Source organism: Nonomuraea muscovyensis, assembly GCF_014207745.1.
In the GTDB taxonomy this organism is placed as follows: Bacteria; Actinomycetota; Actinomycetes; order Streptosporangiales; family Streptosporangiaceae; genus Nonomuraea; species Nonomuraea muscovyensis.
Window position 1 is genome coordinate 497,988 of the sequence record NZ_JACHJB010000004.1, and the last position, 14,413, is coordinate 512,400.

A 14,413-nucleotide genomic window follows, 5' to 3' on the forward strand; every position below is an offset into this window, starting at 1 on the left:
CTTCAGGCGGCGTGCGTGATCGTGGCGGAGCCGATCACGGTCGAGCCCGTGTAGAGCACCGCCGCCTGCCCGGGGGCCACCCCGGTCGCGGGCCGGTCGAGCTCGATGCGCAGCCCGCCGTCCGACTCCTCGACGCGACACCCGTAGACCTCGCCGTGCGCGCGGAGCTGGACGGTGAGGTCGTCGAAGACGGACGGGCCGTTCCAGACGGGCGGCCCGCAGACGATGGACGTGACCTCCAGCGCGGCGCGCGGCCCGACGGTCACCGTGTTGGACACCGGCTCGATCGACAGCACGTAGCGCGGCCTGCCGTCGGCGGCGGGCCGGTCGATGTGCAGGCCCTTGCGCTGCCCCACCGTGAACCCGTGGGCTCCCTGGTGGCTGCCGACGACCTCGCCGGCCTGGTCGACGATGGGGCCCTCGGCCGAGCCGAGCCGCTTGGCCAGGAAGCCCCGCGTGTCGCCGTCGGCGATGAAGCAGATGTCGTGGCTGTCGGGCTTGTCGGCCACGGTCAGGCCGCGCCGGGCCGCCTCCTCCCGCACCTGCGCCTTGGTGGAGTCGCCCAGCGGGAACAGGGCGTGACCGAGCTGCTCGCGGGTGAGCACGCCCAGCACGTAGGACTGGTCCTTGCCCATGTCGACGCTGCGGGACAGCACGCCGTCGACGAGCCTGGCGTGGTGGCCGGTCGCCACCGCGTCGAACCCGAGCGCCAGCGCCCGGTCGAGCACCGCCGCGAACTTGATCTTCTCGTTGCACCGCAGGCACGGGTTGGGCGTGCGGCCGGCGGCGTACTCGGCCACGAAGTCCTCGACCACGTCGCGCTGGAAACGCTCGGCCATGTCCCAGATGTAGAACGGGATGCCGATCACGTCGGCGGCGCGGCGGGCGTCGCGCGAGTCCTCGACCGTGCAGCAGCCCCGGGCGCCCGTGCGGTGGGATTGGGGGTTGGCCGACAGGGCGAGGTGCACACCGGTGACGTCGTGACCGGCCTCGGCGATCCGAGCGGCGGCCACGGCTGAGTCGACGCCGCCCGACATGGCGGCAAGCACACGCAGTCCCATGACCGTTCCAGAGTACTGTCCGATGGAGGGTGCGCTTCGCGCGGTGCCCCGGTGCGCTCCCCGCGCTCTTCTGGCGCGCTCTTCTGGAAGGATGCACGGCTATGCGACTGTTCGGCCGCAAGGGCGACGTGGAAGACGACGGCATCGCCGCGTTCTGGGCGTGGTGGGAGGGCGCGAGGCCCCGGATCGACGCCCTGGTGGCGGCGGGCGACGCCGGCGGGCTGGCCGCCGAGCTGGGCCCGATGGTGCGCGCCGTCCATCCGGACCTGGTCTGGGAGCTCGCGCCGGGCAAGGAGGCGGCGCACGCGCTGGTCGTGACGGCCGCGGGCGACGCCGAGCTGCGCCCGCTGGCCCACCGCTGGGCCAGGGCGGCGCCCACGGGCGACCTGCTGTGGGAGTTCCATCCGTCCCGCCAGGCCAGTTCCCGGGCGCAGGAGCTGACGTTCGAGGTGGGCGGCGTCGAGGTGTCGGTGGGCAAGCTGGTGCTCGGGCTGCGTGCCCCGCTGGGCGCCGCGCGGGTGGACGTGGCCGCCCACCACCCGATCTTCGGCGAGCTGGACGAGGACGACCGGATGGAGGCGGCGCTGCTCGCCCTCGACCGGGTGCTGGGCGAGGACGAGGTGGCCCGCTGGGTGGGCGAGATCACGGCGGTCACGCACCAGCCGATCGACGCCGTGGCGGCCGTGCACCTGCCGGCCGTGGTCGCCGACCTGGCCTCCGGCTACGAGGAGGAGCAGTGGGCGCTGCTGGAGGGGCAGACCGCCTCGGGCGCGCCGCTGGTGGCCACCGCCCGCCATCCGCTGCGGCCGGTCGACTTCCCGCTGTTCGACCAGCACGTCATGGTCACCTTGCCGTACGCGCACCGCGACGACACCGGGCTGCCCGCCGGGGAGTCGGTGGAGGCGCTGAGCGCGTTCGACGAGCGGCTGGCCGGGCTGCTGGCCGAGCCGGCCGCCGCGGCCGTGCTGGCCGTGCACCTGAGCGCGGAGGGGCATCGGATCGTCCACGTGTACGCCGACCCGGACGGTGACGCGGCCGACCGGCTGCGTGAGCTCGCGGCGGGCTGGCCGGAGGGCAGGGCGCGCGTCGACGTCACGGGCGACCCGGCGTGGAGCGCGGTCGTCCCCTTCGTGACCTGACCCGGCGTCACCTGACCCCGCGCGGGCCCGGCGGACGGGCCCGGCGGTCAGCTCAGGCCGGCCCGGCGGGCCCGCTCGACCGCGGCGGGCAGCACCTCGACGAGGCGGTCGACGTCGTCACGGGTCGAGGTGTGGCCGAGCGTGAACCGCAGCGACCCCCGGGCCGCCGCCGGCTCGGCGCCCATGGCCAGCAGCACGTGGGACGGTTGCGCCACGCCCGCCGAGCAGGCCGACCCGGTCGAGCACTCCACGCCCTTGGCGTCGAGCAGCATGAGCAGCGCGTCGCCCTCGCAGCCGGGGAAGGAGAAGTGGGCGTTGCCGGGCAGCCGGTGGTCGGGGTCGCCGTTGAGCACCACGTCGGGCACCGCCTGCCGGACGCGCTCGATCAGCTCGTCGCGCAGCTCGGTCAGCCGGCGCCGCTGCTCGTGCTGCTCCTTGACCGCGATGCGGACCGCGGCGGCGAACCCCGCGATGGCGGGCGCGTCGAGCGTGCCGGAGCGGACGTCGCGCTCCTGGCCGCCGCCGTGGAGCACCGAGACGGGGGTCACTCCCCTGGCCAGCAGCAGGGCTCCGACGCCCATCGGGCCGCCGATCTTGTGGCCGCTGATGGTGAGCGCGTCGGCGCCGGAGTCGGCGAACGACACCGGGAGCTGCCCGACCGCCTGCACCGCGTCGGTGTGGAACGGGATGCCGTGGTCGTGGGCGATCGCCGCGAGGACGTGGACGGGCTGGATGGTGCCGACCTCGTTGTTGGCCCACATGACGCTGACCAGGGCGACGCTGTCGGGGTCGGCGGCGATGGCGGCGCGCAGCGTGTCGGGGTGGACCCGGCCGGCCGCGTCGACCTCCAGCAGCTCCACCTGCGCGCCCTGGTCGTCGGCCAGCCAGTGGGCCGGGTCGAGGGCGGCGTGGTGCTCGACGGCGCTCATGAGGATGCGCCTGCGCGGGGCGCGCGCCCAGTAGAGTCCTTTGACGGCGAGATTGTCGGCCTCGGTGCCGCCGGATGTGAAGACCACCTCGCTGGGCCGCGCGCCGAGCGCGTCGGCGATCGTCTCGCGCGCCTCTTCCACCACCCTGCGCACCCGCCGGCCCGCCGCGTGCAGCGATGAGGCGTTGCCGACCCGGCCCAGCTGCTCCGTCACGGCCTCGATCGCCTCGGGCAGCATGGGCGTGGTCGCCGCGTGGTCGAGATAGGCGGGCGGTCTGCTCACCCGGCTAGGGTATCTCGTTTGCCGCTATACCGTCCGGACGGTATAGTAGGCGGCATGAGAAGGGACGAGTTGCTGGACGCCGCGGAGGAGCTGCTCTGCGACCAGGGCTCCACCGCGCTCACCCTCTCCGCCGTCGCCGACCGGGCCGGCGTGAGCAAGGGCGGCCTTCTCTACCATTTCAACAGCAAAGAAGCCTTGATCAAGGGCATGGTCGAGCGGCTCATCGACGACTTCGACCAGCTCCTGGTCGGCCAGCCGGGCCAGACCTACACCGAGCGCTACCTCAAGGCCACGCTCGCCGCGGTCCGTTCGGGCCGGCTGCGACGATGGGCCGTGGTCACCGGCGCCTCGGGCAACCTCTACCTGCTGGCCCCGCTTCGTGAGGCCATGACGCGCTGGCACCGTGAGGGGCTGGACGACGAGCCCGACCCGACGGCGTCCCAGGTCGTCCGGCTCGCGTGTGAGGGCCTGTGGGACGTGGCGAGCCACGACCCCGGTCTCAACACCGAGGACGACCTGGTGGCCCTGGAGGCCCGGCTGATGGCGCTGCTGAAACCGGAGGCCATGCCGTAACGCTCGGGGCGGGACGACGTCCCGCCCGCGTCCGCGCGGCCTGCCCGCAGGCCCGCCTCCCGCGACCGGCCGCGGTGCTCTCCCAGGAGAGCGCCGCCACCGGCCTGTGCCCAGGCCCCCGCGAGGGGCCTTCCACCATCGGGACGTCCGTCCCCGCGCGCCCTACCCCGCCCACCGCCGAGCCCGCGCCCCCGCGCGGGCCGCCGCCCCCTGCCCCGCCCTCCAACGGCCGTCCAGGGGCCCGCCCGGCGGGCGCGCGCGTCACACATCCCTGTTTCGAGATTTTGAGAGGTACGAACGATGACGCAGGAGCTGCGGACCGCCCGCTACGGCGCGGTCCTCACCTTCGTCGTGGCCGGCCTGATGGTGGGCACGATGACCGTGCGCATCCCGGCCCTGACCGACAAGCTCGGCCTGTCGCCCTCCACCGTGGGCACCGTCCTGCTGGTCTGGGGCCTCGGCGCGCTGGTCACCATGCAGTCCATGCGCCGCGTCATGGCCCGTACGGGCAGCAAGACCCTGCTGCGCGTCGGCGGCCCGGCGACGGCGCTCGGCCTGGTCGGCGTGGCCTTCGCCCCCAACCTGCCGCTGCTGCTGGTGGCCGCCACGTTCTTCGGCATGGCCTTCGGCGTGGTGGACATCGCGATGAACGCCCAGGGCTCCACGGTGGAGCGGGCCTACGGCCGGCCGTTGCTGAACGGCATGCACGCGGGCTGGTGCGTCGGCGCCATCTCCGCCGGCGCGCTGGGCAGCCTGTCCATCGCCTTCGGCCTGTCGTTCACCGCGAACGTCGCCCTCGTCGGCCTCGTCTCGCTGCCGCTCATGGTCGTGATCGGCCGCGCGTACCTGCCCGAGCCTCCGTCCACGGGGCGGGCGGGGACGGCGGCCCGCCGGCGCATGCCGCCCATCGTCTACCTGCTGGGCGCGCTGATGTTCTTCGCGTTCATGGTCGAGGGCACGGTCGCCGACTGGAACGGGCTGTTCATGCGCGACTCGCTGGGCGCGCCCGAGGCGCTGGCGGCGCTGGGCTACCCCGTGTTCGAGGCGGGCATGCTGGTCGCCAGGCTCACCGGTGACCGGCTGCGCTCCCGGTTCGGCGTGCGCGGCATGCTGACGGTGTCCGGGCTGGCCACGGCCGGGTTCTTCGGTGTCGTGCTGGCGGCGCCCGCGCCGCTGGTGGCGCTGTTCGCGATGTTCTTCGTCGGGCTCGGCGTGGCGACGATCTCGCCGATGACGCTGTCGCTCGCGGGCACCGCCACCGACAACCCCGGCCCGGCGATCGCCCAGGCCGGCGCCATGGGCTACGCCGGGCTGCTGCTGGGGCCCGTGGTGATCGGCTTCCTGTCCGACGCCACGTCTCTGCGCGCCGCGCTCGGCATCGCCGTCGTCCTGGGGCTGCTGATCGCCCTGGCGGCCCGCTTCCTGCCGCGCGAGGAGCCCGCCCAGATCACCGTCCTGCCGCCCGCCGAGCGCGAGCCCGCCCACGCGGCCGCCTGACCGGCGGCCCGTGACGGGCGAACTGTGGCGTGCGGCGCTCGGCGTGCGGACGGGTGGCGGGGTGGCGGGCTGACGGGCCCTGACAAATGTCACGGCCCGGCCCAGCGAACCTCCCGGCCACCTGCTGAGATCGGCGACTGCCGGACCCGGTGCGCGGACCGGCACAGTGAGGTCCGTGAACACGACAGTGATCGAGGTGCGCGACCTGCACCAGCGCTACGACGACTTCGAGGCGGTCCGCGGGATCAGCTTCGAGGTCGCCCGCGGCGAGTTGTACGCCCTGCTCGGCACGAACGGCGCGGGCAAGACCACCACGCTCGACGTGCTGGAGGGCTTCCACCCGCCGACGAAGGGACAGGCGCGCGTGCTCGGCCACGACCCGCTGACCGAGCGGGCCGCGGTGCGGCAGCGCGTGGGCCTGGTCCTGCAGGAGGCGGGCTTCTACAAGGACCTGACCGTCGCCGAGACCGTGGACGCCTGGCGCCGCTGGACCCCGCGGGCCCTGGAGCGCCGCCACGTCCTCGAACGGGTCGGGCTGGCGCACCGCGAGGCCGTCCGGGTCGCCCAGCTCTCCGGCGGCGAGAAGCGGCGCCTGGACCTGGCCCTGGCCATCCTCGGCCGTCCCGAGGTGCTCTTCCTCGACGAGCCGACCACCGGTCTGGACCCCGAGGCGCGCCGCAACGTGTGGGCGCTGGTGCGCGAGATGGTCGCCGAGGGCGTCACCGTGCTGCTCACCACCCACTACCTCGACGAGGCCGAGCACCTCGCGCAGCGCCTGGCCATCATGCACGCCGGGCGGATCGTCACCGAGGGCACCCTCGGCGACGTCGTCGCCGGCCGAGGCACCCGCATCGCGTTCCGGCTGCCCGGCGTGCGGCCCAGCGAGCTGCCCTACGTCCCCGGGCTGACGCGGCGCTCGGTCCGAGCGGACGGCGACGCGTACGCGGTCGAGACGGACGAGCCGCAGGAGGACCTGCGGGTCCTGCTGACCTGGGCGCACGAGCGCGGGCTGGAGCTCACCGGCCTGGAGGTGCGCAGGCCGTCGCTGGAGGAGATCTTCCTGGAGGTCGCGGAGACGGAGAGGGTGGCGGCATGAGCGGGTTCGCGGGCTGGACGTCGATGGTGTGGGCGCAGGCACGCCTCAACCAGACGGTGCTGCTGCGCCAGCGCGGGCTGGCCTTCAGCGTGCTGCTGCTGCCGCTGTTCATGGCGTTCGCCTACACGAGCGCCGACGGGGGGCCGGGCGCCACGGTGAACGGGGTGCCGGTGGCGGTGTTCGCCGCCGTGGGGGCCGTCGCGATGGTCTTCCCGTTCTCGTACATGACGATCTCCACGGGCATCGTGGTGCGGCGGGAGGAGCGCGTCTACAAGCGGCTGCGCGGCAGCGCGCTGCCCACGAGCGCGATCTTCGCCGGCGACATCCTGCACGCGACGCTGGTCGGCGCCGTGCAGGGCGCGGTCATCCTGGTGTACGTGATCACCATGGTGGGCGCTCCCGTGCCGCGCAACATCCCGCTCATGGTGCTGGCCTTCCTGCTGGGGGCGGCCGTGTTCGCCGCGCTCGCGATCGGGACCGCCGGTCTCATCCCCAACTACGAGGTGGCCCAGCTCGTGGCGCTGCCGGTGCTGCTGGTCTGCATGTTCGGCTCGGGCATGATGCTGCCCCTCTCGGAGCTGCCCGACTGGGGGCAGCGCGTGGCCGAGCGGCTGCCGCTGACGCCCATCGTGACCATGATGCGCACCGCCTTCCTCGGCCGCGACTTCAGCCGGGACGGCGCCCCCGAGGTCGGGTTCCTGGAGGCGTTCCAGGTGTCCGCCGTGGGACTCGGCGTCGCCCTGCTGTGGATCGGCGTGGGCCTGTGGAGCACCCGGCGCTACTTCCGGTGGGACCCGCGCCGGGTATGACCGTAACCTTGGGGCCGATGAAGGCGCGCGTGGTCAGCACCAGGGTCATCGCCGGGGCGGCGGTGGCCGTGCTGTCCGGGTCGATGGTGGCGGCGCTCGCCCTGCCCGCCGCCGGCGTCGCGCTGGAGACCCGGTCCGGACGGGTCCTCCTGGTCGTGGGCGTGTTCGGCACGCTGCTCACGGTGTGCTACTCGCGGGTCCTGTGGGCGGCCTTCCTGCGCCGGCTGACCCTGCTGCACCATCTCGACGTGGCCGTGGTGGCGGTGGTCTCCTACGGGGTGCCGCTGTTCGCCGGGGCCCAGTGGGTCGCGCTGCCGATGGCGTTCATCTCGGTGGCGACGGTCGTCTTCGCCCGCGCCGCCGTCGCCTGGGCGGTCACGCTCGCGGCGATCGCCGCCGGGACGCTGATGATGGTCTTCGTCGGGCTGCCGCTGCCGCTCGCGCTGTTGTACGGAGCCGTCGCCCTGCCGTTCGTGGCGCCGATGACGTACGGCGTGGCCTGGCTGTGCCACGTGGTCGACGACCTGCGCGAGGCCCGGGCGGAGCTGGCGCGGCGGGCCGTGGACGAGGAGCGGCTGCGCTTCTCCCGCGACCTGCACGACACGCTCGGCCACACCCTGAACGCGATCGCGCTGCGGGCCGAGCTGGGCGAGCGGCTGGTGCGTACGAACCCGGACGGAGCGGACGCCGAGCTGGCCGAGATCCAGCGGATCGCCCGCACGGCCGTGCACGACGTGCGCGAGATCGTCCGCGGCTACCGGGCGATGTCGCTCGACACCGAACTGGACGGCGTCGCGGCCGTGCTCGGCGCGGCCGGCGTCCGCTGCGACCGGCCCGAGCTGCCCGCCGACCTGCCCGGCCACGTGCACGTGCCGCTCGGCTGGGTCGCCCGCGAGGCCGTCACGAACGTCCTGCGCCACAGCACCGCGAGCTGGTGCGAGGTCTCGGTGCACATCGAGGGGGACCAGGTGATCCTGGAGATCGTCAACGACGGCGGGCCCGGCGGCGCCCTGGTGGTGCGCGGCAACGGGCTGACCGGGCTGGCCGAACGGGTGACGGCGGCGGGCGGATCGCTGACCACCGAGGCGGGCGGCGGCACGTTCCGCGTCAGCGCGGCCGTGCCGCTGGCGGGGGTGGCCGCGTGATCGAGCCCGCTGCCCGCGGGGCCGGCCGCGTGATCACGTTGCTGCTCGCGGAGGACCACCACCTGGTGCGCGGCGCGTTCGTGGCGCTGCTCGGCGCGGAGCCGGGCATCGAGGTCGTGGCCGAGACGGGCCGCGGCGACGAGGCCGTACGGCTCGCCGGCGAGCTGCGACCGGACGTGGCCATGCTCGACATCGACATGCCCGGCCTCGACGGGCTGGCCGCGGCCGAGCGGATCGCCGAGGTGGCGCCGGCCTGCAGGGTGGTGATCGTGACCGGTTACGGCCGCCCCGGCTACCTGCGCCGGGCGATGGCGGCGGGCGTGCGCGGCTTCGTCGGCAAGGACAACCCGGCGGCCACTCTGGCCCAGGTGATCAGGCAGGTCCACGAGGGCGGCCGCTACATCGACCCGGAGCTGGCGGCCGACGCCCTGACCATGCGGGAGTGCCCGTTGACGCCGCGCGAGCTCGACACCCTCCGGGCGGCCGCCTCCGGCGCGCCGGTGTCGCGCATCGCCCGCGAGCTGCACCTGTCGGAGGGCACGGTGCGCAACTACCTGTCGTCGGCGGTGACGAAGCTCGCGGTCGAGAACCGCCACACCGCCGTCCGCCGCGCCCGCGACATGGGCTGGCTCTGAGACGACGGCGCCCCTTCATCTGACCGGGCGCGCGAAAAGGGCGCCGCACGCGTGTGCGGCGCCCTTTTCGCGTTCGCTACCTGCGCTTCTCGATCTCCTCGGTGAGCTGCGGGACGACCTGGTTGAGGTCGCCCACGACGCCGTAGTCGGCGAGCTCGAAGATCGGCGCCTCCGGGTCCTTGTTGATCGCGACGATGTTCTTCGCGGTCTGCATGCCGGCCCGGTGCTGGATGGCGCCGGAGATGCCGGCCGCGATGTAGAGCTGCGGCGACACCGTCTTGCCCGTCTGGCCCACCTGGAACTGGTGCGGGTACCACTGGGCGTCCGTCGCGGCCCGGGAGGCGCCCACGGCGCCGCCCAGCGAGTCGGCCAGCGCCTCGATGATGGCGAAGTTCTCGGCCGAGCCGACGCCGCGGCCGCCGGAGACCACGATCGCGGCCTCGGTCAGCTCGGGCCGGGCGCCCTTCTCCTGCTTGACGCGCTCGACGATCCTGGCCGCCTTCGCGCCGTCGCTCAGGGAGACGGCCACCTCCTCCTCGGCACCGGCCCCGGCGGCGGCCTCGGGGGCCGTCGAGTTGGGGCGTACGGCGACGATGGGCGTGCCCCTGCGCACCCGCGACTGGACGTTGACGCCGCCACCGAAGATCGACTGGTCGGCCACGAAGCCCTCGCGCAGGCCGACGGCGTCGGTGATGACACCGGAGTCGGTCTTGACCGCGAGACGGCCGGCGACCTCCTTGCCCTCGGCCGTGGCGGCCACGAGCACCGCGGCCGGCGCCTTGTCGGCGACGAGCTGGGCCAGCAGCTCCGCCTTGGGCGCGACCACGTGGTCGACCACGTCATCGGAGCCGGCGACGTAGATCTTGTCGGCGCCGTACGCGGCCAGCTTGGCCTTGGCGTCGGCGGTGATGCCCGGGCCGGCCCAGACGGCGGCGGGCGTGCCGAGCGAGCGGGCCAGGGTCAGCAGCTCCAGCGTGACCTTCTTGACCTCGCCGTCGACGTGCTCGACGAGAACGAGAATCTCCGACATATCAGTAAAACCCCCGTTCTCAGATGAACTTCTTGGAGGCGAGGAACTCGGCGACCTTCGCGCCGCCGTCGCCCTCGTCCTTGACGATGGTGCCGGCCGCCCGCGGCGGGGCCGGGGCGAACTCGACGACCTCGGACCAGGCCGCGTCGAGGCCCACCTGGTCGGCCGCGATCTCGGCGTCGGCGATGCCCAGCGTCTCGACCGGCTTCTTCTTGGCCGCCATGATGCCCTTGAAGGACGGGTAGCGCGGCTCGTTGATCTTCTCGACCACGGAGACGACGGCCGGCAGCGTGGCCTCGACCCGGTCGAAGCCGTAGTCGGTGAGCCGCTCGATGGTGATCGAGGAGCCGTTGACGTCGACCTTGCGGGCGAGCGTGAGCTGCGGGGTGCCGAGCCGCTCGGCCAGCATCGCGGGCAGCACGCCGGTGCGCGCGTCGGTGGACTCAGAGCCGAGGATGACCAGGTCGAACCCGATCTTCTTCAGCGCCTGGGCCATCGCGTAGGAGGTGGACAGCGCGTCGGAGCCGTGCAGCGCGGCGTCGCTGAGGTGGACCGCCTTGTCGGCGCCCATGGCCAGCGCCTTGCGGATGGTCTCGGTGGCCTTGCCCGGGCCCATGGTGAGGACGGTCACCTCACCGCCGTGGGCCTCCTTGAGCTTCAGGGCCTCCTCGACCGCGTACTCGTCCAGCTCGTTGACCACGCCGTCCACGGCGTCGCGGTCGAGCGTCTTGTCATCGGACCGCAGCTTGCGCTCGGTCGCCGTGTCAGGGACCTGCTTCACGCAGACGACGATGTTCATGGCCGGTGGCCGACCTCCCGTGTTCGCGTGCGCCGCCGCGACGGTGCGGCGGGCGCTGGTTGCATGCTGTCCAGAGTGCCAGGTGGCCCGTGGGCCTCCGACAGCGGGTGCTCGGGGTTGGCCCCGGCCTCCGCGGCCATGTTACCCACGGGTAGCTTTACCGCAAATCGTATCCCATCCCACCTTACCGAACTTTGTTCCGGTCCCTCGTTCGCGACAGGCTCTCACGCCGAGAGCAGAAAGGCGATGCCCGCCACCAGCGCGGTCCCCGCGAACAACGCGAGCGTGAACGTGCTGAACGCCGCGTTGAGCCCCAGGCACAGCCCGGCTGTCCCGGCGATGCCCGCGAGGTCCACCACGATCCGGCTCCGGAGGTACGGGGCGCGCGCGAACAGCGCCACACCCGCGTCGGCCACGACCGCCAGCGCGTACCCCGCCAGCAGGAACAGCGCCACCTCGGGCAGCGGCTCCCAGGCCGCCGCCGACAGCAACGAGACGAACAGTCCCGAGCCGATCACCCAGCGCCTGCGCACCTTCTCCCGGTGCCGCGCCCGGCTCTCCTCGGGCGAGCCCGGCCGAGGCCGGTCGCCGGGCCGCCACTGCCGCGTGTCGAGCTCGTGCACGTCGCCGCCGCGCGAGCGCACGACACGCGCGGGCGGCGGCGGGACCGGCGTGGCCGGGTCGACGCCCAGCCGGTCACAGATCCGCTCGGCCGTGGGCCGCGCGGCCGGGTCGGTGGCCAGGCAGTCGCGCAGCAGCGGCTCCAACCACCCGGGAACGCCGTCGAGGTCGGGCTCGTGGTGCACCACCCGGTAGGCGACCGCCGAGGCCGGCCCCTGCCCGTACGGCTGGCGGCCCGTCGCCGCGTAGGCGAGCGTGGCGCCGAACGAGAACACGTCGGCCTCCATGCCGGCCTCGCGCCCTTCGAGCACCTCGGGCGCCAGGTAGCCGGGCGTGCCCACCACCGCGCCCGAGGCCGTCACGGACAGCGAGTCGAGCGCGCTGGCGATGCCGAAGTCGATGACGACCGGTAACCCGTCGGCCATCATCACGTTGGCCGGCTTGAGGTCGCGGTGCACCACCCCGGCCCGGTGGATGGCGAGCAGCGCGCCGGCCAGCCCCTCGGCCAGCTCACGCAGGGCCGCCACGGGCACCGGGACGGCGCTGAGCGGCCTGCCCTGGACGTAGCGGGTCACCAGGTAGGGCCGGGTGACGTCGAGCGAGGCGTCGAGCACCTCGGCCACGTGCGGCCCGCCGACCCGGCGCATCGTCTGGACTTCGCGCGCCAGCCGGGCCAGCGCCCCGGCGTCGGCCGCGACGTGCGGGTGCAGCACCTTGACCGCGACCGTGCGGCCATCGGGGTCGAGCGCCAGATGCACCTCGCCGAACCCACCGGATCCGAGCCGTGACAGGAGCTGGTACGGGCCGAGGTGATCGCTCATACCCCATCCTTCCCCTCGAAGGCGCTCCGGGACTCCCCTCCGCTCGGCGCCAGGGCACCGCGCAGGGCGAGCCGTTCAGGACCAGCCGGTCAGGACCGGCCGTTCAGCACGAGGCGTTCGGGACCGACCGGTCAGGGCCAGCCGTTCAGGACCAGGGTGCGAGGAAGCCCAGCCCCAGGGAGTCGAGCAGGGAACCGACCAGCCCGGTGATCAGCCCGACCACGCTGTCCTGGGCGCTCTTCGTCAGGTCCTTGATCGCGTCGTCGGGCGGCTGCCACGGCTCCCACACCGTGTTCTGCCCCATCGCGAACATCACCGCCAGCAACGCGGCCGTGCCGACGACGAGCAGCGCCACCGTGGCGGCGCCGGGGCTGCGCAGCACGCCGGTCAGCGTGCGGGTGACGGCCTGGCGCGGCGCGCCGCCGCCCGGCAGCACGAACAGGCCCGCCGAGAACGCGCCCGCCGCCCAGGCGGCGGCCTCGTTGACGCCCATGCCGCCGCCCCAGCGCAGCACGCCCCAGACGCACACGCCGAACAGCGCCGCCAGCGGCACATGCACCAGCGTCACCAGCGACGCCTTCACCAGCGCCCATGGGGTGCCGACCAGCACGAGCAGCGGATCGGCCGCGCTGGAGCCGCGCACCTGGCGGCGCTTGAGCAGGTCGCCGAAGAGATATTCGCCCACCCGCAGCACCAGCGCGATCGCCACGGCCACCGCGCCGACCGTGACCGGCATCATGACCGTCAGCGCGGCCAGCGTGACCAGCAGCAGCACCCCGGTGAGCTGGCTGCCGACCAGGTAGCGCCTGCGTTCGCCGGGCGGCGTGTAGGGGCGCGGCTGGGTGGCCGGCCGCTGTGAGCCCCGCGTCGCCTGCTGCACGGGCGCGGGGGGCGGGGCCGGCCGGTGGTTCTGCGGGGCGGGGTAGCCCGCGACCCGCTGGTCGGGACGCGGCGCCGGCCTGGCCGGCATCGGCGCGGGCACGTAGGGGGGCGGCCGCTCCTCCTCGCGCCTCTCCTCCCTGCGCGGCCTGGGCGGGTCGTACTCGACCGGCGGCAGCAGGTCGGAGAAGGTGTCCATCATCCGCGTGCGGGTGGACAGCTTCTTCGTCGTGTTCCTGGCGGGCGGGGCCTGCGGCGGCGACTCGTGGAACGTCGTCACCGACGGGTCGAGCGCCCGCGCCATCCGCAGCAGCTCCTGGGCGCTCGGCCGGCCCGACGCCTCGACGTCCAGCGCCCGGGCGAGCCAGCCGCGCAGCCAGGCCGGCGCCTTGTCGAGCTGGGCGCGGCCTTCCATGATGTTGAAGCAGACCGCCTCGAACGTGCCCGTGCCGAACGGCGGCGTGCCCGCCGCCGCGAAGAACACCGTCGAGGCCAGCGCGTGCACGTCGGCCGCCTGGGTGATCTCCGAGTCGCGGATGATCTCGGGCGCGAGGTAGCCCGGCGTGCCGACGAACATCCCCGTCTGGGTCAGCCGGGTGGCGTTGACCAGGTGGGCGATGCCGAAGTCGATGACCAGCGGCTCGCCGTCGACCAGCATGACGTTGGACGGCTTGAAGTCGCGGTGGATCACGTCGGCGGCGTGGATGGCCACCAGCGCCTGGCACAGCCCCTGGGCGAGCTTGATGACCTCGCGGGCCGCGAGCGTGCCGTCGGCCAGCACGGTGTCCTCGAGCGTGCGGCCCGGCGCGAACCGGGTCACCACGTACGGCTGGCCCCCGACCAGCTCGGCGTCGAGCACCTCGGCCACGTGCGGGCTGCGTACCCGGCGCATGGTCTCGACCTCACGGGTCAGCCGGTCGCGCGCCTTGAGGTCGGCGGCCACGTGCGGGTGCAGCACCTTGATGGCGACCTCCCGCCCCTCGGTGTCGACGCCGAGGTGGACGACGCCCATGCCGCCCTCACCGATCTTCCGCACCACCCGGTAGGGGCCGATCCGCTCCGGTGCCTTGGTGTCGCCCGCGCTCATCGCCACCGTC

Annotated in this window: 13 protein-coding genes; 7 read left to right on the forward strand and 6 right to left on the reverse strand. The window is 73.9% G+C overall.

Annotation, left to right across the window (positions count from 1 at the left end; translation table 11 throughout):
- Positions 1-2 precede the first annotated feature (2 nt).
- Entirely contained in the window at positions 3-1,061 is a 1,059-nt protein-coding gene (mnmA, locus tag FHU36_RS40080; RefSeq protein WP_185089321.1) for a tRNA 2-thiouridine(34) synthase MnmA, read from the reverse strand.
- A gap of 101 nt (positions 1,062-1,162) precedes the next feature.
- On the opposite strand from mnmA, the gene FHU36_RS40085 reads away from it, so the two are divergent.
- Entirely contained in the window at positions 1,163-2,200 is a 1,038-nt protein-coding gene (locus tag FHU36_RS40085; protein WP_185089322.1) for a DUF695 domain-containing protein, read from the forward strand.
- 47 nt (positions 2,201-2,247) lie between these two features.
- Here the strand turns inward: FHU36_RS40085 and FHU36_RS40090 are convergent, their stop codons facing one another.
- Complete coding sequence (locus tag FHU36_RS40090; RefSeq protein WP_312892167.1) at positions 2,248-3,411, reverse strand: cysteine desulfurase family protein; 1,164 nt, start codon at positions 3,409-3,411, stop codon at positions 2,248-2,250.
- 54 nt (positions 3,412-3,465) lie between these two features.
- Between FHU36_RS40090 and FHU36_RS40095 the strand changes: the two genes are divergently transcribed.
- The 6 genes from FHU36_RS40095 (at position 3,466) to FHU36_RS40120 (ending at position 9,166) form a co-directional block, all read left to right on the forward strand.
- Positions 3,466-3,984: a TetR/AcrR family transcriptional regulator gene (locus tag FHU36_RS40095; protein WP_185089323.1), complete on the forward strand. Its 519-nt coding sequence runs from the start codon at positions 3,466-3,468 to the stop codon at positions 3,982-3,984.
- A gap of 300 nt (positions 3,985-4,284) precedes the next feature.
- Positions 4,285-5,481 carry an MFS transporter gene (locus FHU36_RS40100; RefSeq protein ID WP_185089324.1) on the forward strand — a complete coding sequence of 399 codons (1,197 nt, stop codon included), beginning with the start codon at positions 4,285-4,287 and terminating at the stop codon, positions 5,479-5,481.
- Between the two features lie 175 nt (positions 5,482-5,656).
- On the forward strand, positions 5,657-6,577 hold the full coding sequence (locus tag FHU36_RS40105; RefSeq protein ID WP_312892169.1) for an ABC transporter ATP-binding protein: 921 nt from the start codon (positions 5,657-5,659) through the stop codon (positions 6,575-6,577).
- Positions 6,574-7,386 (forward strand): ABC transporter permease, encoded by an 813-nt coding sequence (locus FHU36_RS40110; RefSeq protein ID WP_185089326.1) that lies wholly within the window; start codon positions 6,574-6,576, stop codon positions 7,384-7,386. The genes FHU36_RS40105 and FHU36_RS40110 overlap by 4 nt, the downstream gene beginning before the upstream one ends.
- 17 nt (positions 7,387-7,403) lie before the next feature.
- Complete coding sequence (locus tag FHU36_RS40115; RefSeq protein WP_185089327.1) at positions 7,404-8,531, forward strand: sensor histidine kinase; 1,128 nt, start codon at positions 7,404-7,406, stop codon at positions 8,529-8,531.
- A gap of 29 nt (positions 8,532-8,560) precedes the next feature.
- Positions 8,561-9,166: a response regulator transcription factor gene (locus tag FHU36_RS40120; protein WP_185089724.1), complete on the forward strand. Its 606-nt coding sequence runs from the start codon at positions 8,561-8,563 to the stop codon at positions 9,164-9,166.
- Positions 9,167-9,242: 76 nt separating this feature from the next.
- Here FHU36_RS40120 and FHU36_RS40125 read toward each other — a convergent pair whose 3' ends face one another.
- The 4 genes from FHU36_RS40125 to FHU36_RS40140 all read right to left on the reverse strand — a co-directional run bounded on the left by FHU36_RS40125 (position 9,243) and on the right by FHU36_RS40140 (position 14,403).
- Positions 9,243-10,196, reverse strand: a complete 954-nt coding sequence (locus FHU36_RS40125) for an electron transfer flavoprotein subunit alpha/FixB family protein (RefSeq protein ID WP_185089328.1) — start codon at positions 10,194-10,196, stop codon at positions 9,243-9,245.
- A gap of 19 nt (positions 10,197-10,215) precedes the next feature.
- Positions 10,216-10,995: an electron transfer flavoprotein subunit beta/FixA family protein gene (locus FHU36_RS40130; RefSeq protein ID WP_185089329.1), complete on the reverse strand. Its 780-nt coding sequence runs from the start codon at positions 10,993-10,995 to the stop codon at positions 10,216-10,218.
- A 224-nt stretch (positions 10,996-11,219) separates the two neighbouring features.
- On the reverse strand, positions 11,220-12,437 hold the full coding sequence (locus FHU36_RS40135) for a serine/threonine-protein kinase (RefSeq protein ID WP_185089330.1): 1,218 nt from the start codon (positions 12,435-12,437) through the stop codon (positions 11,220-11,222).
- 145 nt (positions 12,438-12,582) lie between these two features.
- Positions 12,583-14,403, reverse strand: a complete 1,821-nt coding sequence (locus tag FHU36_RS40140; protein ID WP_185089331.1) for a serine/threonine-protein kinase — start codon at positions 14,401-14,403, stop codon at positions 12,583-12,585.
- Positions 14,404-14,413 lie beyond the last annotated feature (10 nt).

What these genes read in the sequence shown, in the direction of transcription:
- mnmA (WP_185089321.1), bottom strand. Translation starts at nt 1,061, where the DNA reads ATGGGACTGCGTGTGCTTGCCGCCATGTCGGGCGGCGTCGACTCAGCC.
- FHU36_RS40085 (WP_185089322.1), top strand. Translation starts at nt 1,163, where the DNA reads ATGCGACTGTTCGGCCGCAAGGGCGACGTGGAAGACGACGGCATCGCC.
- FHU36_RS40095 (WP_185089323.1), top strand. Translation starts at nt 3,466, where the DNA reads ATGAGAAGGGACGAGTTGCTGGACGCCGCGGAGGAGCTGCTCTGCGAC.
- FHU36_RS40100 (WP_185089324.1), top strand. Translation starts at nt 4,285, where the DNA reads ATGACGCAGGAGCTGCGGACCGCCCGCTACGGCGCGGTCCTCACCTTC.
- FHU36_RS40110 (WP_185089326.1), top strand. Translation starts at nt 6,574, where the DNA reads ATGAGCGGGTTCGCGGGCTGGACGTCGATGGTGTGGGCGCAGGCACGC.
- FHU36_RS40115 (WP_185089327.1), top strand. Translation starts at nt 7,404, where the DNA reads ATGAAGGCGCGCGTGGTCAGCACCAGGGTCATCGCCGGGGCGGCGGTG.
- FHU36_RS40125 (WP_185089328.1), bottom strand. Translation starts at nt 10,196, where the DNA reads ATGTCGGAGATTCTCGTTCTCGTCGAGCACGTCGACGGCGAGGTCAAG.
- FHU36_RS40130 (WP_185089329.1), bottom strand. Translation starts at nt 10,995, where the DNA reads ATGAACATCGTCGTCTGCGTGAAGCAGGTCCCTGACACGGCGACCGAG.
- FHU36_RS40135 (WP_185089330.1), bottom strand. Translation starts at nt 12,437, where the DNA reads ATGAGCGATCACCTCGGCCCGTACCAGCTCCTGTCACGGCTCGGATCC.
- FHU36_RS40140 (WP_185089331.1), bottom strand. Translation starts at nt 14,403, where the DNA reads ATGAGCGCGGGCGACACCAAGGCACCGGAGCGGATCGGCCCCTACCGG.